This is a genomic window from Pseudomonas sp. PDM26 (assembly GCF_019219185.1).
Lineage (GTDB): Bacteria > Pseudomonadota > Gammaproteobacteria > Pseudomonadales > Pseudomonadaceae > Aquipseudomonas.
Genome location: NZ_JAHUWC010000010.1, coordinates 188,149 through 212,845, shown reverse-complemented (window position 1 = coordinate 212,845; position 24,697 = coordinate 188,149). Strand labels below are relative to the sequence as shown.

Sequence of the window (24,697 nt, the reverse complement as noted above, 5' to 3'; positions counted from 1 at the left end):
AGCCATGAGCCGCAAACAGCAACTGCTCAAGCGCCACCGGCGCAATAAACGTATCGGCCTGTTGATTGCGCTGGTGCTGTTGATCGTCATGGGTGTGCTGGTGGCCTGGTGGTTGCCGCTGGTGCTGGCGGTTCTGGGCTGGATTGCCCACGAAGCCTGGTTTGCCGATCATCTGTTCTACTCGCCGAAAGACGACTACCAGTACAGCTTTCCCCCCTACACGCCACAGCCCAAGGTGCACCTGAGCGGTGAACATTTGCGGCTGGACGAGGGCGTGATGCTGGTCGACGACGCGACGCTGGTGCTGGCCCTGCGGGTGAAAAGCACCTGGCTGGGTCGTTTTCTCGATCCGGTGGTCGAGTTGGCGGGGGGCGAAAACCCTGACCGACAAACCTTCGAGCGGGGCGTGAACGGCCTGCGTTACCTCAATCTCAGTGGTCAGGCTCGGGCGCTGTCCCGCGGTGACCTGCGCTTGCGCGGGCGTTTCTGTCGCGTGTTTGGTGAGCCCGTGCTGTGGGCGTTCGAGCATCCGGATTACCGGCGTCAGCGGGTGATGGTCATCGCCCCCCACGCCGATGACGCCGAATTGGCGGCCTACGGTTTGTACAGCCAGGCCGACGAGACCTGGATCGTCACGCTGACGGCGGGTGAAATCGAAGCCGAACACTATCGGCAGATGGGCCTGAACAAGGTCGATGCGGCCCGCTTGAAAGGCCGCCTGCGCACCTGGGACAGCATCGCCGTGCCACGTTGGGCCGGTGTGCCAGAGGCTCATTGCGTACAGCTGGGTTACTTCTGTCTGCAGTTACCGAGCATGCAGGCTGCGCCTGCGGTGGCGGCGGGATCGAGGGAAGCGGATATGAGCGACACCCGTCTGTTCCGCCGGTTGAATCCTTTCGCGCTGCCCGGCGATGTCGATGGCGCGCCGACCTGGAACAACCTGCTGGCGGATCTGCGAGCGTTGCTGCTGCGGGCTCGGCCCGAGGTCATCGTCTTGCCGCACGCGACCCTGGATCCGCATCCCGATCATATCTGCGCCCAGGCGGCAGTCCTCGAAGCCTTGCAAGGCCTGGACTGGCAACCGACCACGCTATTGGGCTATGCCAACCACCTGCACGACAACGACCGCTGGCCGATGGGCGATACCGGTGATGGCATCGCCTTGCCGCCGGCCTTCGATCCGGCCCGACCGATGCAGCCTTATTGCCTGCCCTTGCCGCTGGAACAGCAGCGAGACAAGGCCATGGCATTGGGCATGATGCACGACCTGCAACCGGCGATGCCGTTCAAGCGTCGCTTGCGTCGGTTGATCCAACGGTTGTTGGCCGGCCGCTTGCCGCCCACCTATGGCCAGAACGAATTCTTTCGCAAGGCCGTCCGGCGCCACGAGCTTTTGTGGTCCCTCAAGCACACACCAGGCAATGTTTCTCAGCGGGGAGAGTTATGAGTCAGCGGTCAAAGGTCCTGCAACTGCAGCCTGACTACAACGTCAAAGCCCATGATTTCGCCGACCTCGCGGAGCAAATCGTCAAGGCCCTGCCCAGTGATCGCTATGAAGTGACCGCCGCGTTTCTGCGCGGCAAACCCGGGCCGGGCGAGGCGGTGAGTCGAGCTGACCGTTCGGTGTACTTCGAATTTTCCGACAAGTCCCTCAAGGGCATGCGCCTGCGGGCCATGTGGCAGCTATACAAGTTCTGCCGTCGGGAAAAATTCGATGTGGTGATCTGCAACCGCTTCAAGCCGGTGAACATGATGCTGGCGCTCAACCGCTGGCTGAAAGTGCCTTTGTGCATCGGCATTTCCCACGGTTTTGGCGAGTACGACCGATTTTACCGGCGCCGCCAGACCCAGCGCCTGATCGATCGTCACTGGCGCTTCGTTGGCGTGTCGCCTGCGGTGAAACAGTATCTGCTGGACTGTGACTGCGGCTTCACCGATCAGAATACCTACGCCATCACCAATGCCATCGACATCGAGCAGGCCGAAGGTCTGCAACACAGTCGTGAAAAGGCCCGTGAAATGTTGGGCATCGATCCGTCGGTGCGGCTGATCGGTGCGTTGGGGCGACTGGTGCCGGTCAAGGGCCATATCTATTTGCTGCAGGCCTTCGCGGCACTCAAGGACAAATACCCGAATACCCAGCTGGCGATCATCGGAGCCGGCCGCGAAGAGTCGCGCCTGGCGGCGGAAATCGACCGCCTCGGCCTCAGCGGTCGCGCCCATTTGCTGGGGTTCAAGGAAATTGCCCTGCAGTACATTCGCGCTTTCGATATCTGGACCATGCCTTCCCTGGCCGAAGGCCTCGGCTTGGCGCTGCTTGAAGGCATGAGCGGGCATTTGCCGGTGATTGCCTCGAACGTGCCGGCCATGCTGCCGCTCATCGAGGGGGCCGGTGGCCTGGCGATTACACCGAAGGATGTGCCGACGCTGCAGGCGGCGCTGGACACTTACCTTGGCCTTTCGGATGACGAGCTAAAGGCCAAGGGCGAGCAGGCCTTCCGTTATCTGCAGCAACACCATGACATCGAGGAGTTCCGTCGCGAATACCTCAATCTGATCGACTCCGGCCTGGAACAGGCCCGCAAGGAACAGCCATGAACGACGCGCAACCCATCGTCACAGTCATCATCGCGTCGTATAACCATGCCCCTTACATCGAGGAAAGCATTCTCAGCGTCCTCAACCAGACCTATCAGAACATCGAGTTGCTGGTGGTCGACGATGGCTCGAAAGATGACAGCGTCGAGCGGATCAAAGCGCTGCAGGTTATCCATGGTTTCGATTTCCGGGTGCAGGAAAACCAGGGGCTGACCAACACCCTCAACGGTGCGATTGCCCGGGCCAAGGGCAGCCTGATCGTGCCGTTCGGTTCGGATGACATCATGTTGCCGGAGCGAATCGCCACCCAGGTCGCGCATATGGACGGCAAACCCGAAGTCGGCATTTGCGCCGGTAACATCGAGTTGATCGATGCCGACGGAAATCTCTACCCCGAGAAGCGCCAGCGCCGGGATGTGCCATTTCGTCGCCTGGACTTCGAAGACATGTTCCTGGAGCGCAAGCCCTATCCACCGGCACCCACGCTGATGATTCGTCGCGAAGCACTGGAGAAGGTGGGCGGTTTCGACCCGACCATTCGCCTGGAAGACTTGCTGATTGAACTGAAGGTGACCCATGCCGGTTACTTTATCGATGGTCTGAATGTGTTGATGGCGCGCTATCGCAAGCACGCCACCAACTCCTACAAGAACCACCGCTTCATGATCGACAGCATCCTGCGCACCTACGCGCTCTTCAGCGATCACCCGCTGTATGACGAGGTGCGCTACAAATTTCTCAACTCCATGTTCCTCAAGACCGCCAACCGTGATCGCAAGCTGGCGCGGGAGCTGCTGGCGCAGATTCCGTTCAAGGCCTGGAACAAGAAAACCTGGCGCGGGCTGGGGCGGATGTATTTCTCGCGGCTGGAGAAAGACTGAGCCATAGGCTGGACTCAAGGGGTGCGGGGTGGTGCGGGATGTTGGATGGCGATATGCCGCGACGATTGCTCAAGTTTGTTGAGCTGTCTCCTCCAAAAATTCTTTCCTCGGCGTTCTGCTCTGGCGCAACCAGTGCAGGGTTTTCTTGCCGGCATTGATACCGGGCTTTTCGATGTACAGGTAAGTCAGGCTGCTGATGATGATCAGCAGGCAACTGCACACAGCCAGCAACGGCAGGAAGACCCAGGCTTGCCGGGCGTCAAGATGCAATACCGGCGGCAGTCGCTGCACCAGTACCCAGAGCACGAAGCCGTGCAGCAAATACGTGCTGTAGCTGATTTCCCCCAGCCAGCGAATGCTGCGTGGTCTCAGGGCGCCGAACAAGGTATTGCCGGACGCCACGATCACAAAGAACAGTGAAAGCAGCAGCAGCGCTCCCAGGTTGAATGCCCGGTTGAACACCGTAAAGGCGATCGCCAATGCGAGCAGGGCGATGATGCCCGCCAGCGGAGACAGGCTCCAGGCGACCCATTGTGGACGGCGAACCCAGTACGCCGCAGCGATGCCGCCGAGGAAACTGGCCAGCAAGTGCTTCTTCAGCGAGTGTTCCCAGCCAACCACCTGGTACAGGGCGTAGATGCCGATCAGGCACAGCACCGTCTGCATCCAGCCTCCGCGATAAATGAACACCATGGCGGCCAGTGGCAGGGCCAGGTAGAAAAACACCTCGTACCCCAGTGTCCAGGTGACGTTGGAGATCAGCATGCCGGTCTGGTGGTGCTGGTTGACGTCTGGCCGGTCGAAGACCAGCCAGGCCAGGGTCTGGCCAATGAGCTGGGTGCCGGAGTCCTTGAGTTCCCAGTCCTGCAAATAGAACACACAGACAAATACGGTCAACATCAGCGGCAGGTAGAGCGGGTAGAGGCGAAACAGCCGCGATACCGCAAATGCCAGCCAGTCGTGTTGCCGCCCGTGGGTGAGCAAGCGGTCCCAGAACAGAAAGCTGGTGATCATGAAAAAGAGGGCGACGCTACCCTGGCCGAGCTGCGAGTAGAAGTTGCTCGGCGGAAAATCGATCACGCCGGTTTGCAGAAAGATCCAGGTAATGATCGAGTGGTGCACGAACACGCCGAAGGCCAGATACCCGCGTAAGCCGTCGATGCCGGCAAAGCGGCTTTCGCCGCAATGCTCCAGCTGTCGGGTGAATCTCGGCACGCTGTGCAACAGTAGCGCAGCGGTCGCGATGGCGAGCAGGTAGGCCGTCATCGCGATAAACGGGTTGGTTTCTATCATCAGTGCGCCTGGGCTGGAGGACTCCCGGCCAGCACGTGCCTGTGCAAATTATCCACATCGGCTTTCGAAGCCGCCGCGGCGTATCCCTGCAGCAGCGCTTCGAAGTGATCCTCGAACAGCCAGTGCCGATCTGATGCGTAGCGCTGCATATGGCGCAGATTGCGCCGACGCAGGGAAGGGCTCAACGATGAAGGGTAAATTCGCAGGTCGGCCAGGTCGATCAGGCCGAACTCGCCGTCCTCCAGCACCAGCACATTGCCCAGGTGCAGGGAGCGAAAGTAGACCCCTTGCTGATGCAGTTGGGCCATGAATTTACCGAAGCGCTCCACCAGTGCCTGGCGCACCGCCGGGGCGGTGATGCCTTGCAGGATCTGGCGCAGCGTGTTGCCCGGCAAGGGAGAGTAGTGCACAGCGGTGCTGCCGTCTTCGAACCGGTAAAGGTCGAGGATGTGCGGTGTCGGGATGCCCATGCTGCGCAGTTGCACGCTGTTGACGGCAAAACGATCGGAGTAGGGCGTGAAACTGCCCGAGGTGTACCAGCGGCGACGGCGGAACAGCTTGAGAAAGCTGCCATCGGTCAGGCGCAGGACTTTGGGGCCCAAACCATCTTCTTCGATGACCCGGGCCTCGGCCGTCAGCTGTTGCAGGGCGCTTGGCGTAGCGGTCTTGATCGGCATGTCCAGCAGGCGCCTGGCCCGTTGATTGATGCTCAACGCGGCAATCAGTGCCAACGGGATCCACAGCAGGAACCAGTGCTCCTTGGGGCGAGAGATAATCCCGCCACCTTCGGTCAGGCCCGCGCCGATACCGAAGGCCAGCCAGGCGGAGGCAATGATAAACAGTGGTTGCACGCGATGGCGCTGGCTGCTGATGAAGCTCCACGCGAGGAAGAACAGCCATGGCAGCAAACCGATAATGCCGACGTAGTAGAGCACGCCCAGGGCAAAGCTATGGGGTTCCTGCAGGCTGTATCCGACACCTGGGTCCAGGGTCAGTTCGGCGTTGTAGCCGTGCCCGATCCATGGATGTTCAGCGATCCTGTCCAGGGACAATTGCCAGAGCTCGATACGGAAGGAGCTGCCTCTTTCGAAGATTTTGTCCGCAAACATCGCGAACGTCGCCGTTCCTGCAATGAGCATGGAACCAAGCATGAAGACCGAGCGTCGATTCCAGCAGATGAAACACAACCACAGCGCAGCCAATGTCAGTGCAACCAGTGGGGTCCTTGATCCGGTGGACAGCACGGATGCGAACATGATCGCCATCGCCGGTATGCTCAACCAAAGTACCTGGCGTCGCTTGCAGGTCATGCTCAGGCTCAGCCAGTAGGTACAGAAAAAGCCGAAAACGTGGGAGCTGAGCAATGGATTGTCGAACGCACCTACTCCGATCAGGCGCATTTGCGGTTGGTAGATCAGACCGAACCTGTACAGGTTGTAGACAGTGGCGACCAGCGCCACAATCGCGGCGCAGAACAGCAGGGGCTGAATGATTTCGCTGCGATAGCGCACCAGCAGGTAGCAGCCGACGAACAGAAACAGGGTGTGCAATGGGGGTTTGAACTGACCGAAGTCGATGTCACCGCCCGGTCCCCAGCGCAGACTGAGCAGTGCCCACGCCACAAACAGCAGGGCTGCAATGACGATCGGTTCGTGCAGCAGTTCTTTACTGAGCCGCGGACGCAGGCTCAGCGCAATCAGTGCCGGAATGCTGAACAGGCCATAGTAAAGCTTGTGATGCACACTGCGCCCTGGCAGGAAAAACAGCGCACAAAGCAGCAATAAATAACCGAGCGGAAGGATCCACAAGCAAATGAAGTCGAAGATTCTATTGGACGTGCTGTTCAAAGCGTTTAATTGCATGCTGAGTAACTTATTCCTGAATTGAGCGAGCGTACCAAGGCAGGGGCATCTGGTGGCTATCTGACGCGCCACAATACACAGACTGTATGCGATTGCCAGAACCCTGGGGAAGCTGTGCTAAAGTCAGCGTCCTTTTTATCGATATTCGCGTGATATGACCGACTCCAGTCTCAGTGCAAGCCCATCGAGCTTGAAAATCTACTTCCGTCTGCTCGGCTATGTCCGGCCGTACATCAGTCTGTTCCTGATCAGCATCGTCGGTTTTCTGATTTTCGCTTCGACGCAGCCAATGCTGGGCTACATCCTCAAGTACTTCGTCGACGGTCTGTCCAACCCTGAAGCGGCGCTGTTTCCAAGCGTGCCCTACCTGCGGGATCTGCAACTGCTGCAGGCGGTGCCGTTGTTGATCATCCTGATCGCTGCCTGGCAGGGGTTGGGGTCGTACCTGGGCAACTACTTCCTGGCCAAGGTTTCCCTGGGCCTGGTCCATGACTTGCGGGTGCAGTTGTTCAACAATCTGCTGGTGTTGCCAAACCGGTATTTCGACAAGCATAACTCGGGGCACCTGATTTCACGTATCACCTTCAACGTGACCATGGTCACGGGGGCGGCAACGGATGCGATCAAGGTCGTAATTCGTGAAGGCATGACGGTGATCTTTCTGTTTGCCTCGCTGTTGTTCATGAACTGGCGCCTGACGCTGGTCATGGTCGCCATCCTGCCGCTGATCGCCATCATGGTGCGCACCGCCAGCAAGAAATTTCGCAAGCAGAGCAAAAAAATCCAGCTGGCCATGGGAGACGTGACGCATGTGGCGTCCGAAACTATCCAGGGTTATCGCGTGGTGCGCAGCTTCGGCGGTGAAGCCTATGAAGAAAAACGCTTCTTCGACGCCAGCCAGGGCAACACTGACAAGCAATTGCGCATGACCCGCACCGGCGCCATCTACACGCCGCTGCTGCAATTGGTGATCTACACCGCCATGGCCGTGCTGATGTTCCTGGTACTGTTCCTGCGTGGCGATGCGTCAGCCGGCGACATGGTGGCCTACATCACCCTGGCCGGCCTGCTGCCCAAGCCGATTCGCCAGCTGTCCGAAGTCAGCTCGACCATCCAGAAGGGTGTGGCCGGTGCCGAAAGTATCTTCGAGCAACTGGATGTCGAACCTGAAGTCGATACCGGCACCGTCGAGCGTGACGTCGTCAGCGGTCGCCTGGACGTGCGCAACCTCAGCTTTACCTACCCTGACACCGAGCGTCAGGTGCTCAATGACATCAGTTTCTCGGTCGAGCCCGGGCAAATGGTGGCGCTGGTGGGACGTTCGGGCAGCGGCAAGTCGACCCTGGCCAATTTGATTCCGCGTTTCTACCACCACGACAAGGGCGAAATCCTCATCGATGGCGTCGAAGTGGAGCAGTACAAACTGTTGAACCTGCGTCGGCATATCGCCCAGGTGACTCAGCACGTGACCCTGTTCAGCGATACCGTGGCCAACAACATAGCTTATGGCGACCTGGCTGGCGCCCCCCGTGAAGACATTGAAAAAGCGGCCAGAGATGCCTACGCGATGGACTTCATTGCTCAGTTGCCTGAAGGCCTGGATACCCAGGTCGGGGAAAACGGCGTGCTGCTGTCCGGTGGTCAGCGCCAGCGCCTGGCGATTGCCCGGGCACTGTTGAAGAATGCTCCACTGCTGATTCTCGACGAGGCGACTTCGGCACTCGATACCGAGTCCGAGCGGCATATTCAGGCCGCCCTGGATCAGGTCATGAAAGGTCGCACCACGCTGGTGATCGCTCACCGCCTGTCGACCATCGAGAAGGCCGACCTGATCCTGGTCATGGATCAAGGGAAAATCGTCGAGCGCGGCACCCATGAGCAACTGCTGGCGCAAAACGGCTACTACTCGCGCCTCAACGCGATGGGCCTCGACGCCCCGGCCGAAGACATCGCCTGACCCCGAAAGGGCGAGCCTGGCTCGCCCTTTCGCACACCCGACGCGCAACGCGTCCGGTGAATTGTATCCAGACCTTTACGTTTCTTGCCCGATCAAGGATTCACCGCTATAGACAGTCCCTACGAGGCGCCGCTGCATGCCGAGTGCGAAATCGATGCGCAAGCGATGGGGATGAGCGATGCGTGTCGTCTGGCGGATCTTCTGCTCAAAAAATGAGCAAAAAAGCCCCGCGAATCATCCGCTTGCAGCCACCGCACAAGCCGACGCCAACCCTGTGCTAATATCGCGCCCCTGTTCATTTTGTATGTGGGTTGCACCATGAAGTTGTCCATGCCGCGATTCGATCAAGCCCCTGTCTTGGTAGTCGGCGATGTCATGCTCGACCGTTACTGGCATGGTGGTACCTCACGGATTTCTCCTGAGGCGCCGGTGCCGGTGGTCAAGGTCGATCACATCGAAGACCGCCCGGGCGGTGCTGCCAACGTTGCCTTGAACATTGCCGCCCTGGGGGCCCCGGCCTCGCTGGTCGGTGTCACCGGCGACGATGAAGCCGCCAACAGCCTGGTCAACAGCCTCAAGGGCGCTGGCGTGCGGGCCATCTTCCAGCGCATCGCGCACCAGCCGACCATCGTCAAGCTGCGGGTGATGAGCCGTCACCAGCAATTGCTGCGTATCGACTTCGAAGAATCCTTCGCCACTGACGCGCTGGCGCTGGCTGCGCAGGTCGATGAGTTGCTCGAAGGCATCAAGGTGCTGGTGCTGTCCGACTACGGCAAAGGCGCGCTGAAAAACCATCAGGCGCTGATTCAGGCCGCCCGTGCCCGTGGCATTCCGGTGCTGGCCGATCCCAAGGGCAAGGATTTCTCGATCTACCGCGGTGCGAGCCTGATCACGCCAAACCTCAACGAATTCGAAACCATCGTCGGTGGTTGCGCCGATGAGCACGAATTGGTGAGCAAGGGCGCGCAGCTGATGCACGATCTGGACCTCGGTGCCTTGCTGGTGACACGTGGCGAACACGGCATGACCTTGTTGCGTCCGGATCACCCGGCACTGCACTTGCCGGCCCGTGCCCGTGAAGTGTTCGACGTGACCGGTGCCGGCGATACGGTGATTTCCACTCTGGCGGCCGCGATTGCCGCTGGCGAAGAACTGCCTCACGCGGTGGCTCTGGCCAATCTGGCGGCCGGTATCGTGGTCGGCAAACTCGGTACGGCAGCCATCAGTGCGCCGGAACTGCGTCGTGCGATCCAGCGCGAGGAGGGTTCCGAGCGCGGTGTGCTAGGTCTTGAGCAACTGTTGCTGGCGGTCGACGATGCCCGCGCGCACAAAGAGCGGATCGTGTTCACCAACGGTTGTTTCGACATCCTGCACGCCGGTCATGTGACCTACCTCGAGCAGGCGCGAGCCCAGGGCGATCGTTTGATCGTTGCGGTAAACGACGATGCATCGGTCAGTCGCCTGAAAGGGCCGGGCCGTCCGATCAACAGTGTCGACCGGCGCATGGCGGTGCTGGCCGGTCTGGGGGCGGTGGACTGGGTCATCAGTTTCCCGGAAGGCACTCCGGAAAACCTGCTGAGCGCGGTCAAGCCGGATGTGCTGGTCAAGGGCGGTGACTACGGGATCGACCAGGTGGTCGGCGCGGACATCGTGACGGCCTACGGCGGCACCGTGAAAGTGCTGGGGCTGGTGGAAAACAGCTCAACCACCGCGATTGTCGAGAAGATCCGCAAGTCTTGATTGTGGCGTGGGCTTGCTGTGGCGAGGGAGCTTGCTCCCGCTGGGTCGCGCAGCGGCCCCAAAGCCATGCACCGCGGTTTTTCAGGCGGACCGCGTCTGGTGGTTTCACGACTGCTGCGCAGCCGAGCGGGAGCAAGCTCCCTCGCCACAAAAGCCCCGCTCCTTGTTCTTGCTATCGTGCCGCCTTGCGCAGTACGATTTTCTTCAGCAGCAATTTGGCCTTCCCTCGCAACCGCGCCAACCCCGAATCCTTCCCCGGCGGGGTCAAACCCTGCTGTCTCACCCAGTCCTTCCAGCGAATCCGCTCATCGCGCACCAACCAGCCTTCCTGTCGGGCAAAACTCTCGGCCAGGTACAGGCCGCGCGTGCTGGCCGGGTACAGTTGATCCTTTTTCAGGGTATAGAGCTCAGCCATCGGGTGGCCGTCCTGCAAGGGCATCAAGTACAGATCGGGGCGCTTGCGGTCGAGGCGGGCGACGAGTTGATCGCCTTCCAGTCTTTCATCGACATGGAACAGGCTCAGGGATTTGGCTTCCTTGGGAACGTCCAGGCGCAAGTCGTAGATCAGCTGCAGCGAGGCCGTTGGCAAATGCACGTAAGCCCGTGGACGCTCTATCAGCATCAGGTTGGCGCAACGTACCGGTCGCGCCGAGCCGGACAGTGGCGACAAGCGAAACGGCAGGGCTTCACGGTAATGCAGGGCGGCCGAGTAGGGCGTCGGCAGCCAGGTGTCATTGAACCGCCCACCGAGCCAGCCTTCCGGAGTTTCCAGCAGGCATTCTTCGGCAATTTCCTGGATCGCCGTGTGCAAGGGCAGGTTCAGCTCATGAGCCGGCACGTATCCGGAGATCAGCTTGAGCACCACATCGCCACGGTCCTGCCGGCGTTGGCGCACCAGCACCCAATAATCGCGATTCTGCCAATGCAGGGTCAGGCGCACCGAAACCCCGAGATTGGCCAGTTCCAGAGCAAACCGTTCGCTGTCGCCGACCGTCACCGGACGACGACGTTGCAGGGTCTGGGCGAAGTTCAGCGGCCTGCCGACGCTCTGATAAGCCAGGCCTTCGGGGGTCGCTTCGACGAATAACGGCAGGGTCTTGAAGTTGCTCGGGTTCTTTCTGATGAGCGTACGCGACATGTCGGCTCCTGCTTAAGGCCGCGTGGGCGGCGTCAGTGGCTACGTAGGACCTGGGCAACGGTCGCGACATTGTGGGCGAGGTGCAGCGGATTGATGGTCCCGACAATAGCACTGGCAACACCCGGATGTTCAAACAACAATTCGAAACTGGCGCGCACCGGATCCACCCCCGGACTCAGGCAGACATGACCACTGGCGAGGGCTTTCTTGACCAGAATGGCTTTGCCGTGTGCAGCAGCATAGTCAATCACGGCCTTCTCGTTTTGTTCGTTCAGATTGTAGGTGACCATCGCGCAGTCGCCTTGCTCCAGTGCCTTCAGGCCACCGTCGACGGTTTTGCCGGAAAAGCCGAAACCGCGAATCTTGCCTTCGGCCTTGAGCGCGGCGAGGGTCTCGTAGACTTCGCAGTCATTGAGGATCGCCAGGTCGTTACCATCTGAGTGCACCAGCATCAGGTCGATAAAGTCCGTTTCAAGACGTTGCAGGCTGCGTTCCACCGACATTCGAGTGTGTGCGGCGCTGAAATCGTGACGGGACTGGCCGTCGGCAAACTCTTCACCGACCTTGCTGACAATCACCCAATCCCGGCGCTGACCGCGCAGCAACGGGCCGAGGCGCTCTTCGCTGCGACCATAGGCCGGGGCGGTGTCGATCAGGTTGATGCCCAGGTCGCGGGTGAGTTTGAGCAACATGCGCGCTTCATCGTCATCGGGAATCCTGAAGCCGTTGGGATACTTCACCCCTTGGTCGCGGCCCAGTTTCACCGTGCCCAGGCCCAAGGGTGAAACCACCAGGCCGGTACTGCCCAGCGGGCGATGCAGGTCGTGCAGGGTCGGTTGGCTCATGGCAGCAGTTGCTCCCAGGCAGGTACACCCATCGGCGGCTTCGGCAGCTCAGGCAATGCTGCCGGGTGGCTTGGCTGGATACCGTCGCGGGTCAGGCTGGCGATCACGCGGTCGGCGAAGTCCGGCGCCAGGGCGAGCTTGGTCGGCCAGCCCACCAGCAGGCGGCCTTCTTCTGCGAGAAACGCATTGTCGGGGCGGGTCAGGCCTGATTGCAGGGGTTCGGCGCGATCCACACGCAGGGTGGCCCAACGCACCGTGCTCAAGTCGATCCACGGCAGCAACTGGCCGAGTTCTTTCTGTGCGGTGGCGATCTGCTCGGCGGGCTCGCGGGTCACACCTTCGGATTCCGCGATATCGCCGCCCAGGTACCAGACCCATTGGCCATCCGCCGCCGGGTGCGTGGTCACGGTGATGCGCGGTTTGGTGCCGCCACCCAGGCAATGGGCGTAAAGCGGTTTGAGGCTCGGCCCCTTGGCGATGATCATGTGCAACGGGCGGCGCTGCATGGCGGGTTGGCTCAGGCCCAGCGCTTCAAGCAATGCAGCCGTCCCGGCACCGGCGCTCAGGACGATGCGTTGGGCTCGGATCTCGCGCTCGTCCACCTTCAGGCCGACCAGCACACCGCCTTCCAGCAGCGGCTCGATCTTTTGCCCTGCGAGCAAGCCATCTCCGGCCAGATCGGCCAGGCGCTCGATCAGGCTCGGCACATCGACCACCAGTTCCGCGAGGCGATAGACCTTGCCCTTGAAGCGCTTGTCCTGCAGGGCTAGCGGCAATTGCTCGCCCTTGACCTGATCGACGCGACCGCGCACGGCCTTGCTGGCAAAGAAGCTGGTGAGGTTGCCGGCGAGGGTGCCGGGGGACCAGAGGTAATGAGCTTCGGACAGCAGGCGCACGCCGGACAGATCCAGCTCGCCGTCACCGGCCAGGGCTTCACGCCAGCGGCGCGGCATGTCGGCGATGGCTTCCGAGGCGCCGGTCAGGGCGCCATGCAGCGCGTATTTGGCGCCGCCGTGGATGATGCCCTGGGACTTCACGCTCTGCCCGCCACCGAGGCTGGCACTTTCCACCAGCACGGTCGAAAAACCCTGGCGGCGCAGGCGTGCATTCAGCCAGAGGCCGGCGACACCAGCGCCGACAATCAGAACGTCGGTGGAAATAACGGATGGCATGCAGCGACCTCTGTGTTCAAGACGAGGGCGCAGTATACAGATTCATGGATTGGAGCTGAGACGGGAAAAGGATCGCAGCCTGCGGCAGCTCCTACGGGTGGGCCTGATCTGTTCTTGTAGGAGCTGCCGCAGGCTGCGATCTTTTTATCAATGCCCGGCAGTCTTGGAGAAGAGCTGGATGACCACCACGCCCAGCACAATCAACGCCATCCCCAGCATCGCCGGCACGTCCAGCTTCTGCCCGTAGATAAACAGCGCCGCGACGCTGACCATCACGATCCCCATGCCGGCCCACACGGCGTACGCCACACCCACCGGAACGCTGCGCACCACCAGGGTCAGCATCCAGAAGGCGATCCCGTAACCGACGATGACCAGCACCAGCGGCAGCGGGGTGCTGAGGCCCTTGACGGCTTTCATCGAAACAGTGGCAATCACTTCGGCGCAGATGGCAATGGCCAGGTAGTAGTAAGCGGTCATGGGTCAATCCTCGTGTGAAGTGTTGCTCTCTGAGGTCGGCATTCTAGAGATTCGCCAGATGCGGTAAAGTCATTACCTATCTGTCTGAGAGATGGGTTGAGCCATGAGCATGCAATGGAATCTGGAGCAGCTGCAGTTGTTTGTCAGCGTAGCGGAGCAGCGGTCGTTTTCTGCCGTGGCGCGGGATCAGCGCAAGGCGCAGTCGGCGGTCAGCAGTTCGATAGCGCTGCTGGAAGAAGACCTGGGTGTCAGCCTGTTCGACCGCAGCAGCGGGCGTCAACCGAAGCTCACTGAAGCCGGTACCGCTTTGCTGGACGAAGCTCGGGAGGTGTTGCGCCAGTGCGAACGGCTCAACGGCCGGGCGCTGGCGATGATGCGCGGGCAGGAAGCGCGACTGCGTGTGGCGCAGGATGAAGCGATGCCTTATCAGCCGATCATCGAAAGCTTCGAAGCCCTGGCGGAAAAGTTCCCCAGCCTTGAAGTGCAACTGACCAGCGCCGCCCAAGGCGATGTCGCGCGCAAGCTGGTGGAGCGGCGCGCCGATCTGGGGCTGCTGTTCTTTCACGATCAGATTCCCGAGGCACTTGAACGGCGGGTGCTGGGCAGCGTGGAAATGGTCACGGTGTGCGGCAAGGATCATCCGTTGGCGCGTAAAGGCGCAGTGGACAGCCAACAATTGGCGCAACATCGGCAGTTGCTGATGTCCACGGCGTCGAGCATTTATCCCGGCAGTGACCCGGCCAGCCCGCAAGTCTGGCGCGCCGACAGTTTCTATGTGATGGCCGAATGGCTGGTGCGTGGCCTCGGCTGGGCCTGGTTGCCACGCCACGTAGTGCAGTACCCGACTTATCAGAATCAGATGGTCGAACTGGTCAGCGAATGGACCCCGCCGGCCTTGGTGGTGGAACTGGTATGGCGCCGGGATGAGCCGCTCGGTCCTGCGGCGCGCTGGCTCGCCGAACGTTTTGCCGTGCACTTGCAGACGATTGGCGAAAAAAGCCGATAAACTCCGCCGCCATGAATAGAACTCTCTACACCGCGCTGTTTTATCTGGGGCTGCCATTGGTAGCGATTCGGCTGTGGCTGCGCGCACGCAAGGCGCCGGCCTATGCCAAGCGCATCGGCGAGCGCTTTTCCTTCGGGATGCCCGCGATGAAACCGGGCGGCATCTGGGTGCACGCCGTGTCGGTGGGCGAAAGCATTGCGGCCGCGCCAATGATCCGCGCCTTGCTGGCGCGTTATCCGAATCTGCCGATCACCGTGACCTGCATGACGCCGACCGGGTCGGAACGGATCCTGGCACTGTTCGCCAATGAGCCGCGCATCCAGCACTGCTATCTGCCTTACGATTTGCCGTGCGCCGCCCGGCGCTTCCTCGATCGGGTCCAGCCGAAACTGGCGGTGATCATGGAAACCGAACTGTGGCCCAACCATATCCATCAGTGTGCCAAACGCGGGATCCCCGTGGCGCTGGCCAATGCGCGGCTGTCCGAGCGTTCGGCCAAGGGCTATGGCCGGTTTCCCACGCTGACCCAGCCGATGCTGGCGGAGATGAGCCTGTTCGCAGTGCAGACCGAAGCCGAGGCGCAACGCTTGCGTAACCTGGGCGCCCGGACCGAAACAGTCCAGGTCACGGGCTCGATCAAGTTCGACCTGACCATCGACCCGCAACTGCTGGAGCGCGCCAGCCAATTGCGCGGGCAATGGCAGGCGCTGGAGCGACCGGTGTGGATCGCGGCCAGTACCCATGACGGCGAAGACGAGGTGGTGCTGGCTGCCCATCGTCAGTTGCTGGCCACTCATCCCGATGTCTTGCTGATTCTGGTACCGCGTCATCCGGAGCGCTTCAATTCGGTGTACGGGTTGTGCCTACAACAAGGGTTTGCCACGGTCCGGCGTTCCAGCGGCGATGCGGTCAATGCGAATACGTCGGTGCTGCTGGGCGACACCATGGGCGAGTTGCTGTTTCTCTACGCCTTGGCTGACAGTGCATTCGTCGGCGGCAGCCTGGTGCCCAACGGCGGGCATAACCTGCTGGAGCCGGCGGCCCTCGCTAAGCCGGTATTGAGCGGGCCGCATCTTTTCAACTTCCTCGAAATCGCCGCGCAATTGCGCAGTGCCGGGGCGTTGCAGGAAGTGGAGGATGCCGAAGGGCTGGCGGTGGCGGTGCAGCGGCTGTTCGAACTGCCCCGTGATGCGCAGCGCATGGCAGAGGCCGGGTTGAACGTGATGCGCACTAATCAAGGTGCGTTGCAGCGGTTGCTGGACGGGTTGGGGCGTTTGATCGAAAGATAGACCGAGTGGTCGGACAGAAAAAGATCGCAGCCTGCGGCAGCTCCTACACGGGATTGATGTTCATCCTGTAGGAGCTGCCGCAGGCTGCGATCTTTTGCTTTTACTGCTCCGGTCGCGCTTTCAACTGCTCAGCCGCAGCCTTGGCCAGATCCGGTGGCAGGAAGTCCTTGTCCGGGTTGTAGTTCGGATTGAGCCAGCGTGCCAGGGTTTGCAGATCCCCCGGATTCAGCGTGCCGGCCTGTTGCTTCAAGCGCAGGTTGTCGAGGATGTAGTCGTAGCGGGTGTTGTTGTAGTCGCGCACCGAGGTGTAGAGCTGGCGCTGCGCATCCAGCACATCGACGATGTTTCGCGTACCCACCTGATAGCCGATTTCAGTCGCTTCCACCGCGCTCTGGTTGGAAATGATCGATTGCTTGCGCGCCTGTACCTGCTCGACATCGGTGTTCACCGCGCGGTGCAGGTCGCGGGTGTTTTCCACGATGCTGCGGCGCAGGGATTCGCGTTGCTGCTCGGTCTGGTCCAGCTGTGCATACGATTGACGCACCTGGGAGTTGATCAAGCCACCACTGTAGATCGGGATGTTCAGTTGCAGGCCAACGGTCGTTTGCTCGGCGTTGCCACCGAACGGCACGGCCTGGTTGTTCGGGTTGCTGAAGCCCAATGCGTCGTTGTCGCCTTTCTCGTATTTGGCTATCGCATCAACCGTTGGCAAGTGCCCGGACTTGCGCTGCTTGAGGGTTTGCTCGGCGGCGCTGACGGCATAGTTGCTGGCCAACAGATTGAGGTTCTGCCTGCCCGCCGTTTCGACCCAGGCCTTGGCGTCGTTCGGTATTGGCGGCAGGATCGGCAAGTTATGGCTGATGCCCCAGATCGAGTTGTACTGACGGTTGGTCAGGGTGATCAATGCTTCAAAGGCGTCGTCCACCTGGCGCTGCGCAACGATCCGGTTGGCGCGTGCGGTGTCGTAGCTGGCTTGTGAGTTCAATACGTCGGTCTTGTCCGAGAGGCCGACATCGAAACGCTCGTTGGATTGATCGAGCTGGCGTTTGAACGCCGCTTCTTCAGCCTTGGTCGAGGCCAGGTTGTCCTGGGTGCGCAGCACGTTGAAATAGCTGTCAGCGGTTTGCAGGATCAGGTTTTGCTCGGTCGCCGAGAGTTGCAGGGCGGCCTGTTCGTTGACTTCCTTGGCGGCCTGGAACTGGAACCAGCGATCAGCCCGGAACAGCGGCTGCGCCAAAGTGGCCTGGTAAGAATGAGCGTCGCGGTTGAGCGTGGCGGACGGCTGATCGAGATCCGTACGCACCTCGGAAATATTCGCGCCGGCCGAGAGGTTCGGCAGCAGCCCGGCGCGGGCCTGGGGTACGACTTCCTTCTGCGCGCCATATTGGGCGATGGCAGCCGCCAGATCGGCGTTGTTGTTGACGGCTTCCTGATAAACGCTGACCAGGTCCGTCTTGTTCGATAAGGGCACATCTGCTGCCCAGGCCATTCCGTTGGACGCACAAGACACGGCAAGGGCCAGTGAGAGTTTGCGCAGCATAGACGATCCCTAGAATTGATATTACGAAGGTAATTTGAGCGCCAAGGCTAAGGCCCTGCTTTGACAGCGTCAATGCCGGCTCAGCGTAGCGAGTGTAGTTGTGCATTGGGGCTGCAACAATCCTGATACTGCGTGTAATTACGCCATTCATCATGGTATTTGCAGTGGGGTTGGCGTTCTTTGCCAGTTGTGTCTAGACTGGCCGGGTTCTTGTCGGGGTGCCTTGCTATGAGGCTGAGATCGAATAATTTCGGATCCCGTTGAACCTGATCAGGTTAGCGCCTGCGTAGGGAACAAGATTTCTCGTCACCCGGCGAGTCCTCTTGTGCTTCGTCCGGGATGTTGTTCGACAATCGAACACCCCTCGAGCATTGAGCACAGCACAGCTGGTTTTCCAGCACCCGTGCGCCCATTCGTTTACAGGTTCGCTCCGACAAAAAATCCACTGCCTGGATGTGTGTCTGGAGAGCCCGTGATGACTACAAAATCAAAAATCGCCACCAATCTGAGTGACTCGGCCAAGGTCGATCAGCAATCGGTTCAGCCGTTTACCCGCTCGCAAAAAATTTATGTCCAGGGCACTCGCCCCGACATCCTCGTGCCGATGCGCGAAATCAGCCTGGACGTGACCCCGACCGACTTCGGCGGCGAAATCAACGCGCCGGTAGTGGTGTACGACACCTCGGGCCCCTACACCGACCCCAATGTCATCATCGACGTGCGCAAAGGCTTGGCCGACGTGCGTTCGCCGTGGATCGAGTCCCGTGGCGACACTGAACGTCTGTCCGGCTTGAGCTCCAACTTCGGCCAGGAGCGCCTTGCCGATCCGGAGCTGACCAAACTGCGTTTCGCCCACGTCAACAACCCGCGTCGTGCCAAGCCGGGTGCCAACGTCAGCCAGATGCACTACGCGCGCAAAGGCATCATCACCGCCGAGATGGAATACGTCGCCATCCGCGAAAACATGAAGCTGGAAGTGGCCCGCGCCGCCGGCCTGCTGGACCAGCAACACGCCGGCCACAGCTTCGGCGCCAGCGTACCGAAAATCATCACCCCTGAATTCGTCCGTGACGAAATCGCCCGCGGCCGCGCGATCATTCCGGCCAACATCAACCACACCGAACTTGAACCGATGATCATCGGCCGTAACTTTCTGGTGAAGATCAACGGCAACATCGGCAACAGTGCCCTGGGTTCGTCCATTGAAGAAGAAGTGGCGAAACTGACCTGGGGCATTCGCTGGGGTTCGGACACGGTCATGGATCTGTCCACCGGCAAGCACATCCACGAAACCCGCGAGTGGATTATCCGTAACTCGCCGGTGCCGATCGGTACCGTGCCGATCTACCAGGCCCTGGAAAAAGTCGGCGGCGCCGCTGAGGACCTGACCTGGGAACTGTTCCGCGACACGCTGATCGAGCAGGCCGAGCAGGGCGTCGACTACTTCACCATCCACGCCGGCGTGCTGTTGCGTTACGTGCCGATGACTGCCAAACGCGTGACCGGCATCGTCTCCCGCGGCGGTTCGATCATGGCCAAGTGGTGCCTGGCGCACCACAAAGAGAACTTCCTCTATACCCATTTCGAAGACATCTGCGAAATCATGAAGGCCTACGACGTCAGCTTCTCGCTGGGCGACGGCCTGCGTCCGGGCTCGATTGCCGACGCCAACGACGAAGCTCAGTTCGGCGAGCTGGAAACCCTCGGCGAGCTGACCAAGATTGCCTGGAAACACGACGTGCAGTGCATGATCGAAGGCCCGGGCCACGTGCCGATGCAGTTGATCAAAGAGAACATGGACAAGCAGCTTGAGTGCTGCGACGAGGCACCGTTCTACACCCTCGGCCCGCTGACCACCGACATCGCTCCGGGCTACGACCACATCACCTCCGGTATCGGTGCGGCGATGATCGGCTGGTTCGGTTGCGCCATGCTTTGCTACGTAACGCCGAAAGAGCACCTGGGCCTGCCGAACAAGGATGACGTGAAGACCGGGATCATCACGTACAAGATCGCCGCGCATGCCGCCGATCTGGCGAAGGGGCACCCGGGCGCACAGATCCGCGACAATGCCTTGAGCAAGGCGCGTTTCGAATTCCGTTGGGAAGACCAGTTCAACCTGGGCCTCGATCCGGACACTGCCCGCTCGTATCACGATGAAACCCTGCCGAAGGACTCGGCCAAGGTCGCGCACTTCTGCTCGATGTGCGGGCCGAAATTCTGCTCGATGAAGATCACCCAGGAAGTCCGCGAGTATGCGGCTAACCAACGGATCGAAGCGGTCGACGTGGACGTTGCCCAAGGCATGGCCGAACAGGCCGAGCGGTTCAAGCAGGAAGGCAGTCAGCTGTATCAGAAAGTTTGATCTGACCTGAAAGGGTGGGGCCTGCACAGGCCCCATCGCCAGCAGGCTGGCTCCCACATTGGATCTGTGGCGTTCACATGTCCCCTGTGGGAGCCAGCCTGCTGGCGATAGCGATCTACACAACAACAAATGTCCCTCTGAGATAACACCCTTGAGCATTCAACCCAGCACTTACTCCCCCGATATCGCAGTGTCGACCGACAAGCGTGTGTTCGGCGGCCGCGACCTGTTTTCCTTGTGGTTCTCCCTCGGCATCGGCCTGATGGTGTTGCAGACCGGTGCATTGCTCGCGCCAGGCCTGGGTCTGTCGGGTTCGTTGCTGGCGATTTTTCTCGGCACCCTGGTCGGCGTTCTACTGCTGGCGGCGGTCGGAGTGATTGGCAGCGACACCGGCCTGTCGTCGATGGCCGCGCTCAAGCTCAGCCTCGGTACCAAAGGCGCGAGCCTGCCAGCGGTGCTGAACCTGTTGCAACTGATCGGCTGGGGTTCGTTCGAAATCATCGTCATGCGCGATGCCGCCAGCCTGTTGGGCGCCAAAGCGTTCAGCGAAGGCAGCCTGCTGTCCAATCCATTGCTCTGGACGCTGTTCTTCGGCGCATTGGCGACCCTGTTGGCAGTCAGCGGTCCGCTGACGTTCGTCCGGCAGATCCTGCGCAAATGGGGGATCTGGCTGCTGCTGGCCGCCTGCACCTGGCTGACCTGGAACCTGTTCGCCAAGGCTGACCTGGCCGCATTGTGGGCCCAGGCCGGTGACGGTTCGATGCCGTTCGCTGTGGGTTTCGACATCGCCATTGCCATGCCGCTGTCGTGGTTGCCGCTGATCGCCGACTATTCGCGCTTCGGTAAGCGGGCGAAAAACGTCTTCGGTGGCACCGCCATCGGTTTCTTCATCGGTAATTTCTGGCTGATGAGCCTGGGCGTGGCCTACACCCTGGCGTTCGCGCCGAGCGGTGAAGTCAATGCCTTGCTGCTGGCGCTGGCCGGTGCCGGCCTGGGGATTCCGCTGCTGCTGATTCTTCTGGATGAATCGGAAAACGCTTTTGCCGATATTCACTCGGCGGCGGTGTCCAGCGGGATTCTGTTGCGCGCCAAAGTCGAGCACCTGGCACTGGCTATCGGCGTTATCTGCACGCTGATTGCCCTGCTGGCGCCGCTGGCCCAGTATCAGAACTTCCTGCTACTGATCGGTTCGGTGTTTGCGCCGTTGTTCGGCGTGGTGCTGGTGGACCACTTCATCCTGCGCAAGCGTAGCGGCCAGGTGGCCTCGGCCGCACTGCGTTGGCCGGCGCTGCTCGCCTGGCTGGGCGGGGTCAGCACCTATCATTTGCTGGCCAACCTGTATCCGGATGTCGGCGCCACCCTGCCGGCACTGGTAGTGGCAGGGCTGCTGCAGCTTGTGCTGGGCCGGGCCTTCAGTTACGGCCGGGAAACAGCTCGGGTTTGATGATGCCGTTCAGGCGAGGGTAGGGGATCTTCAGTTCGACATGGCCCAGCGCGTAAGGCGCGATGCTGCTGGTTTCGTACTTGAGGATCACCCCGCCGTAGGTCGGCGCCACGTTCCGGGTTTTCTGGAACGGCCAGCTCTTCACGAACTCCGGTTCCTGATCGAGCTTGGTGCTGATCAGCCAGCTGTTGTGCGCCACCTGCGCCGCTTTCCAGAACGCTTCCTCCTGCCCTGGCAGCAGCATGTCCGACAACGTCAGCACTTTATGCTGCTGGCGTGAGTAGTTGATAAAGCCTCGCCCCGGCGTGCCATGGTCACCGCCGGTGTCCAGGTAGCTGGACAATTCGACGATCACCAAGCCGTCATGCTGCTCACGTACCTTCGCCTGCAGATAACTGCTGTTGTGTGGGCCGGCGGTGCGCAAAAACTCTTCGCGATAGGCCGCCAGGGTCGGTGCCACCGGGGCATCGGGCGAGGTGCGGGTCATTTGCAGCAGGCGTTTTTCGATGATGCCGTCCAGTGCAGGCTCGGCCGGGAAGTGCAGGGTGTCGATGTTGACCAGCGGGCAATCCGGGTTGCTGCAACCGGGCTTGAGTTGCTCGGAGGCATCGCGGGTGGTTTCCAGCGGCGTCCGGTAGTTGGGCTGGAACAGACTCGCGCAAGCGCCCAAGGTCAGCGCGATAGCGGCCACGGAGGCGATTTTGAAAAACGACATGTGCGTCCTTTCTGAAACAGGGGAAGGCAAAAAGTTACCGGCTTCGACTCTCAACAAAGCAGTCAGTTCGCCACTAAGCTAATTAGAGTGGGTTTCGCCCTCACCGTCCATCCCGCTGACTGGAAAGGGCTGCATCAAACATCACGGGCGCGTTAGGATGGCGCGAAGTCGAGGCCCAGGAAAAAAAGCAGCCTCAAACAGGATTTGCAGTAACGAGGATAGTCATGACGGATTTTACCAACGCCATTCCGACCGCCGTTGATATCGTGCGGCGCGAAAAGTGCTACGAGGGCTTCTACAAACTCGAACGTGTGCACTTGCGTCACGAGTTGTTCGCAGGCGGCATGAGCCGCGAGATCAATCGCGAAGTGTTCGTTCGTCATGACGCGGTCTGCATGCTGCCTTACGACCCGCAGCGCGATGAAGTGGTACTGATCGAGCAGTTTCGCGTCGGAGCCATGGGCAAGACCGACAACCCGTGGCTGATCGAACTGGTCGCTGGTCTGATCGACAAGGATGAAGTGCCGGAAGCAGTTGCTCACCGCGAAGCGCAGGAGGAAGCTGGGCTGGTAATCGGAGCGCTCTGGCCGATGATCAATTACTTTCCATCGCCGGGCGGCAGCAACGAATTCGTGCATCTGTATCTGGGGCGTTGCGACAGTGCCGGGGTTGGCGGCCTGCATGGGCTGGAGGAAGAGGCAGAAGACATCCGCGTCACGGTCTGGGCTTTCGAAGATGCCCTGCAAGCCGTACGCGACGGACGTATTGCCAACGCGGCGAGCATCATTGCCTTGCAATGGCTGGCTTTGAACCGCGTTGAAGTGAGGGGGTTATGGTCGTAAACAAGCTGCGCGATCGCTATCGGGTGGACCTGGTGGGGCTGCAAGCGTCTTGCGAGGCGAACTATGCGCGCCTGATGCGACTGCTGCCGGACATGCGCAGCGAGCCCGCCGCACGGCGCATTGCCGTGACCCATGGCGACCAGATGCTGGGTGTGCTGGCCCTGGAAGTGCTGCTGACCTGTCCTTATACCACGACCCTGCAAGTGCGCCAGGAGCACAGCCTGCCGTGGCTGCCGGTGCCGCAACTGGAAGTACAGGTCTATCACGACGCGCGCATGGCCGAAGTGGTTAGCGCCGAACATGCGCGACGCTTTCGTGGCATCTATCCTTACCCGAACGCCGCGATGCACCAGCCGGACGAAAAAGCCCAGTTGAACATGTTTCTGGGCGAATGGCTGAGCCATTGCCTGGCGCTGGGGCATGAATACGAAGTAGTACGTTAGTTGTGAAGCGCAGTTGTGAACTATGTCAGGTTCACAGGTTTCCCCTTTCGATCGTCCCCCAGCATAATTGCGGCACTTACCCATCCCCGTGATCACGCCCTGGGAGAACGCCTTGCCGAGCGTATCCACATTGACCACCGCCGATCCGGCGTTGCTGGTGCAACTCTCCGACAGCCATCTGTTTGCCGAAGCGGACTGCGCGTTGCTGGGCATGAATACCCGCGACAGCCTGCAAAAGGTCATCGAACTGGTGCGCGCGCAACAGCCGCGGATTGATTTGATCCTGGCCACGGGTGATCTGTCCCAGGACGGGACCCTGGAATCCTACCGGCAATTTCGCGACATGACGCGTCAGCTCGATGCGCCGGCGCGCTGGATTCCCGGCAATCACGATGAGCCGCAGTTCATGGCCGAGGCGGCGGTGCAGAGCGCCTTGCTCGAACCGGTGGTGGATATCGGCAACTGGCGGGTCACATTGCTCGATTCCGCCGTGCCGGGCTCGGTGCCGGGGTATTTGCAGGACGATCAGTTGCAGTTGCTCGCCCGCTCGTTGAGCGAAGCGCCGGATCGCCATCATCTGGTGTGCTTCCACCATCACCCGATGTCCATCGGTTGCGCATGGATGGAGCCTATCGGCCTGCGTAATCCCGAGGCGTTTTTTGAAGTGCTGGATCGTTTTCCACAGGTGCGTGCCGTGCTGTGGGGACATGTGCACCAGGAAATCGATCAATTACGTAACGGCGTGCGTCTGATTGCCTCGCCGTCGACCTGCATCCAGTTCGAGCCGGGCAGCGAGGATTTCAAGGTCGGGGAACAGGCGCCAGGCTATCGCTGGTTGCGGCTGCTGCCCGACGGGCGGCTGGAAACCGGTGTGGAGCGGGTCACCGGGTTTGAGTTCACGGTGGATTACGGCTCCAACGGCTATTGATGTCCCAATTCCCCCGTAGGAGCTGGCTTGCCAGCGAAGAGGGCATCACATTCAACATATATGTTATTTGACAGTCCGCCTTCGCTGGCAAGCCAGCTCCTACAGGGTGGCGTTCATTTCCAAGGATGCTGGCCCAACACCCCCCGAGTCCCTGTAAAC

At 60.7% G+C, this 24,697-nt stretch carries 20 protein-coding genes, 1 pseudogene and 1 riboswitch; of the genes and pseudogenes, 13 read left to right on the top strand and 8 right to left on the bottom strand.

Features of this window, described 5'->3' with window-relative positions:
• The first annotated feature begins 4 nt into the window (after positions 1-4).
• Genes KW849_RS20305 through KW849_RS20295 form a run of 3 tightly spaced genes read left to right on the top strand, consistent with a single transcriptional unit; the run spans position 5 to position 3,479 of the window.
• Entirely contained in the window at positions 5-1,447 is a 1,443-nt protein-coding gene (locus KW849_RS20305) for a PIG-L family deacetylase (RefSeq protein ID WP_218431013.1), read from the top strand.
• Positions 1,444-2,598, top strand: a complete 1,155-nt coding sequence (locus tag KW849_RS20300) for a glycosyltransferase family 4 protein (protein WP_008016942.1) — start codon at positions 1,444-1,446, stop codon at positions 2,596-2,598. Before KW849_RS20305 ends, KW849_RS20300 begins: the two co-directional genes overlap by 4 nt.
• The gene (locus KW849_RS20295) at positions 2,595-3,479 is read left to right on the top strand and encodes a glycosyltransferase (protein ID WP_218431012.1); all 885 of its coding nucleotides are present in this window, start codon (positions 2,595-2,597) and stop codon (positions 3,477-3,479) included. The genes KW849_RS20300 and KW849_RS20295 overlap by 4 nt, the downstream gene beginning before the upstream one ends.
• A gap of 69 nt (positions 3,480-3,548) precedes the next feature.
• Here KW849_RS20295 and KW849_RS20290 read toward each other — a convergent pair whose 3' ends face one another.
• Both KW849_RS20290 and KW849_RS20285 read right to left on the bottom strand, forming a co-directional pair.
• On the bottom strand, positions 3,549-4,772 hold the full coding sequence (locus KW849_RS20290; RefSeq protein WP_218431011.1) for an acyltransferase: 1,224 nt from the start codon (positions 4,770-4,772) through the stop codon (positions 3,549-3,551).
• On the bottom strand, positions 4,772-6,634 hold the full coding sequence (locus KW849_RS20285) for a bifunctional O-antigen ligase/aminoglycoside phosphotransferase family protein (protein ID WP_218431010.1): 1,863 nt from the start codon (positions 6,632-6,634) through the stop codon (positions 4,772-4,774). Before KW849_RS20285 ends, KW849_RS20290 begins: the two co-directional genes overlap by 1 nt.
• A 154-nt stretch (positions 6,635-6,788) precedes the next feature.
• Here KW849_RS20285 and msbA point away from each other — a divergent pair, with 154 nt between their 5' ends.
• From msbA to hldE, 3 genes and pseudogenes are all read left to right on the top strand, one after another.
• Entirely contained in the window at positions 6,789-8,591 is a 1,803-nt protein-coding gene (gene msbA / locus KW849_RS20280) for a lipid A export permease/ATP-binding protein MsbA (RefSeq protein ID WP_218431009.1), read from the top strand.
• A gap of 99 nt (positions 8,592-8,690) precedes the next feature.
• Positions 8,691-8,807: pseudogene (locus KW849_RS31455) on the top strand (adenylyl-sulfate kinase); the annotation flags it as partial.
• 102 nt (positions 8,808-8,909) lie between these two features.
• Positions 8,910-10,331, top strand: a complete 1,422-nt coding sequence (gene hldE / locus KW849_RS20275) for a bifunctional D-glycero-beta-D-manno-heptose-7-phosphate kinase/D-glycero-beta-D-manno-heptose 1-phosphate adenylyltransferase HldE (RefSeq protein WP_218431008.1) — start codon at positions 8,910-8,912, stop codon at positions 10,329-10,331.
• Positions 10,332-10,503: 172 nt separating this feature from the next.
• Here hldE and KW849_RS20270 read toward each other — a convergent pair whose 3' ends face one another.
• The 4 genes from KW849_RS20270 to KW849_RS20255 all read right to left on the bottom strand — a co-directional run bounded on the left by KW849_RS20270 (position 10,504) and on the right by KW849_RS20255 (position 13,966).
• Positions 10,504-11,469: a metal ABC transporter ATPase gene (locus KW849_RS20270; protein WP_218431007.1), complete on the bottom strand. Its 966-nt coding sequence runs from the start codon at positions 11,467-11,469 to the stop codon at positions 10,504-10,506.
• A gap of 32 nt (positions 11,470-11,501) precedes the next feature.
• The gene (locus KW849_RS20265) at positions 11,502-12,314 is read right to left on the bottom strand and encodes an aldo/keto reductase (RefSeq protein WP_218431006.1); all 813 of its coding nucleotides are present in this window, start codon (positions 12,312-12,314) and stop codon (positions 11,502-11,504) included.
• Positions 12,311-13,486: an FAD-binding oxidoreductase gene (locus tag KW849_RS20260; RefSeq protein ID WP_218431005.1), complete on the bottom strand. Its 1,176-nt coding sequence runs from the start codon at positions 13,484-13,486 to the stop codon at positions 12,311-12,313. The genes KW849_RS20265 and KW849_RS20260 overlap by 4 nt, the downstream gene beginning before the upstream one ends.
• Positions 13,487-13,633: 147 nt before the next feature.
• Positions 13,634-13,966 (bottom strand): multidrug efflux SMR transporter, encoded by a 333-nt coding sequence (locus KW849_RS20255; protein ID WP_126048879.1) that lies wholly within the window; start codon positions 13,964-13,966, stop codon positions 13,634-13,636.
• Between the two features lie 103 nt (positions 13,967-14,069).
• Here KW849_RS20255 and KW849_RS20250 point away from each other — a divergent pair, with 103 nt between their 5' ends.
• Together KW849_RS20250 and waaA are read left to right on the top strand one after the other, a co-directional pair.
• Positions 14,070-14,972, top strand: coding sequence for a LysR family transcriptional regulator (locus KW849_RS20250; protein WP_218431004.1), 903 nt, complete (start codon positions 14,070-14,072; stop codon positions 14,970-14,972).
• An 11-nt stretch (positions 14,973-14,983) separates the two neighbouring features.
• Positions 14,984-16,261 carry a lipid IV(A) 3-deoxy-D-manno-octulosonic acid transferase gene (gene waaA, locus KW849_RS20245; protein WP_218431003.1) on the top strand — a complete coding sequence of 426 codons (1,278 nt, stop codon included), beginning with the start codon at positions 14,984-14,986 and terminating at the stop codon, positions 16,259-16,261.
• A gap of 100 nt (positions 16,262-16,361) precedes the next feature.
• Here the strand turns inward: waaA and KW849_RS20240 are convergent, their stop codons facing one another.
• Entirely contained in the window at positions 16,362-17,801 is a 1,440-nt protein-coding gene (locus KW849_RS20240) for a TolC family outer membrane protein (RefSeq protein ID WP_218431002.1), read from the bottom strand.
• Between the two features lie 204 nt (positions 17,802-18,005).
• Positions 18,006-18,111, top strand: a riboswitch (TPP riboswitch).
• A 165-nt stretch (positions 18,112-18,276) separates the two neighbouring features.
• On the opposite strand from KW849_RS20240, the gene thiC reads away from it, so the two are divergent.
• Entirely contained in the window at positions 18,277-20,166 is a 1,890-nt protein-coding gene (gene thiC / locus KW849_RS20235; RefSeq protein ID WP_108218388.1) for a phosphomethylpyrimidine synthase ThiC, read from the top strand.
• Between the two features lie 151 nt (positions 20,167-20,317).
• Positions 20,318-21,610: a putative hydroxymethylpyrimidine transporter CytX gene (gene cytX, locus KW849_RS20230; RefSeq protein ID WP_218431001.1), complete on the top strand. Its 1,293-nt coding sequence runs from the start codon at positions 20,318-20,320 to the stop codon at positions 21,608-21,610.
• On the opposite strand, the gene KW849_RS20225 is transcribed toward cytX, so the two are convergent.
• On the bottom strand, positions 21,579-22,325 hold the full coding sequence (locus tag KW849_RS20225; RefSeq protein WP_218431000.1) for an RsiV family protein: 747 nt from the start codon (positions 22,323-22,325) through the stop codon (positions 21,579-21,581). The genes cytX and KW849_RS20225 overlap by 32 nt on opposite strands.
• A 224-nt stretch (positions 22,326-22,549) precedes the next feature.
• On the opposite strand from KW849_RS20225, the gene KW849_RS20220 reads away from it, so the two are divergent.
• The 3 genes from KW849_RS20220 (at position 22,550) to cpdA (ending at position 24,538) form a co-directional block, all read left to right on the top strand.
• Positions 22,550-23,167 carry an NUDIX domain-containing protein gene (locus KW849_RS20220; protein WP_218430999.1) on the top strand — a complete coding sequence of 206 codons (618 nt, stop codon included), beginning with the start codon at positions 22,550-22,552 and terminating at the stop codon, positions 23,165-23,167.
• The gene (locus KW849_RS20215; RefSeq protein ID WP_108218392.1) at positions 23,158-23,610 is read left to right on the top strand and encodes a DUF1249 domain-containing protein; all 453 of its coding nucleotides are present in this window, start codon (positions 23,158-23,160) and stop codon (positions 23,608-23,610) included. The genes KW849_RS20220 and KW849_RS20215 overlap by 10 nt, the downstream gene beginning before the upstream one ends.
• 112 nt (positions 23,611-23,722) lie before the next feature.
• Positions 23,723-24,538, top strand: a complete 816-nt coding sequence (cpdA, locus tag KW849_RS20210; RefSeq protein WP_218430998.1) for a 3',5'-cyclic-AMP phosphodiesterase — start codon at positions 23,723-23,725, stop codon at positions 24,536-24,538.
• Positions 24,539-24,697 lie beyond the last annotated feature (159 nt).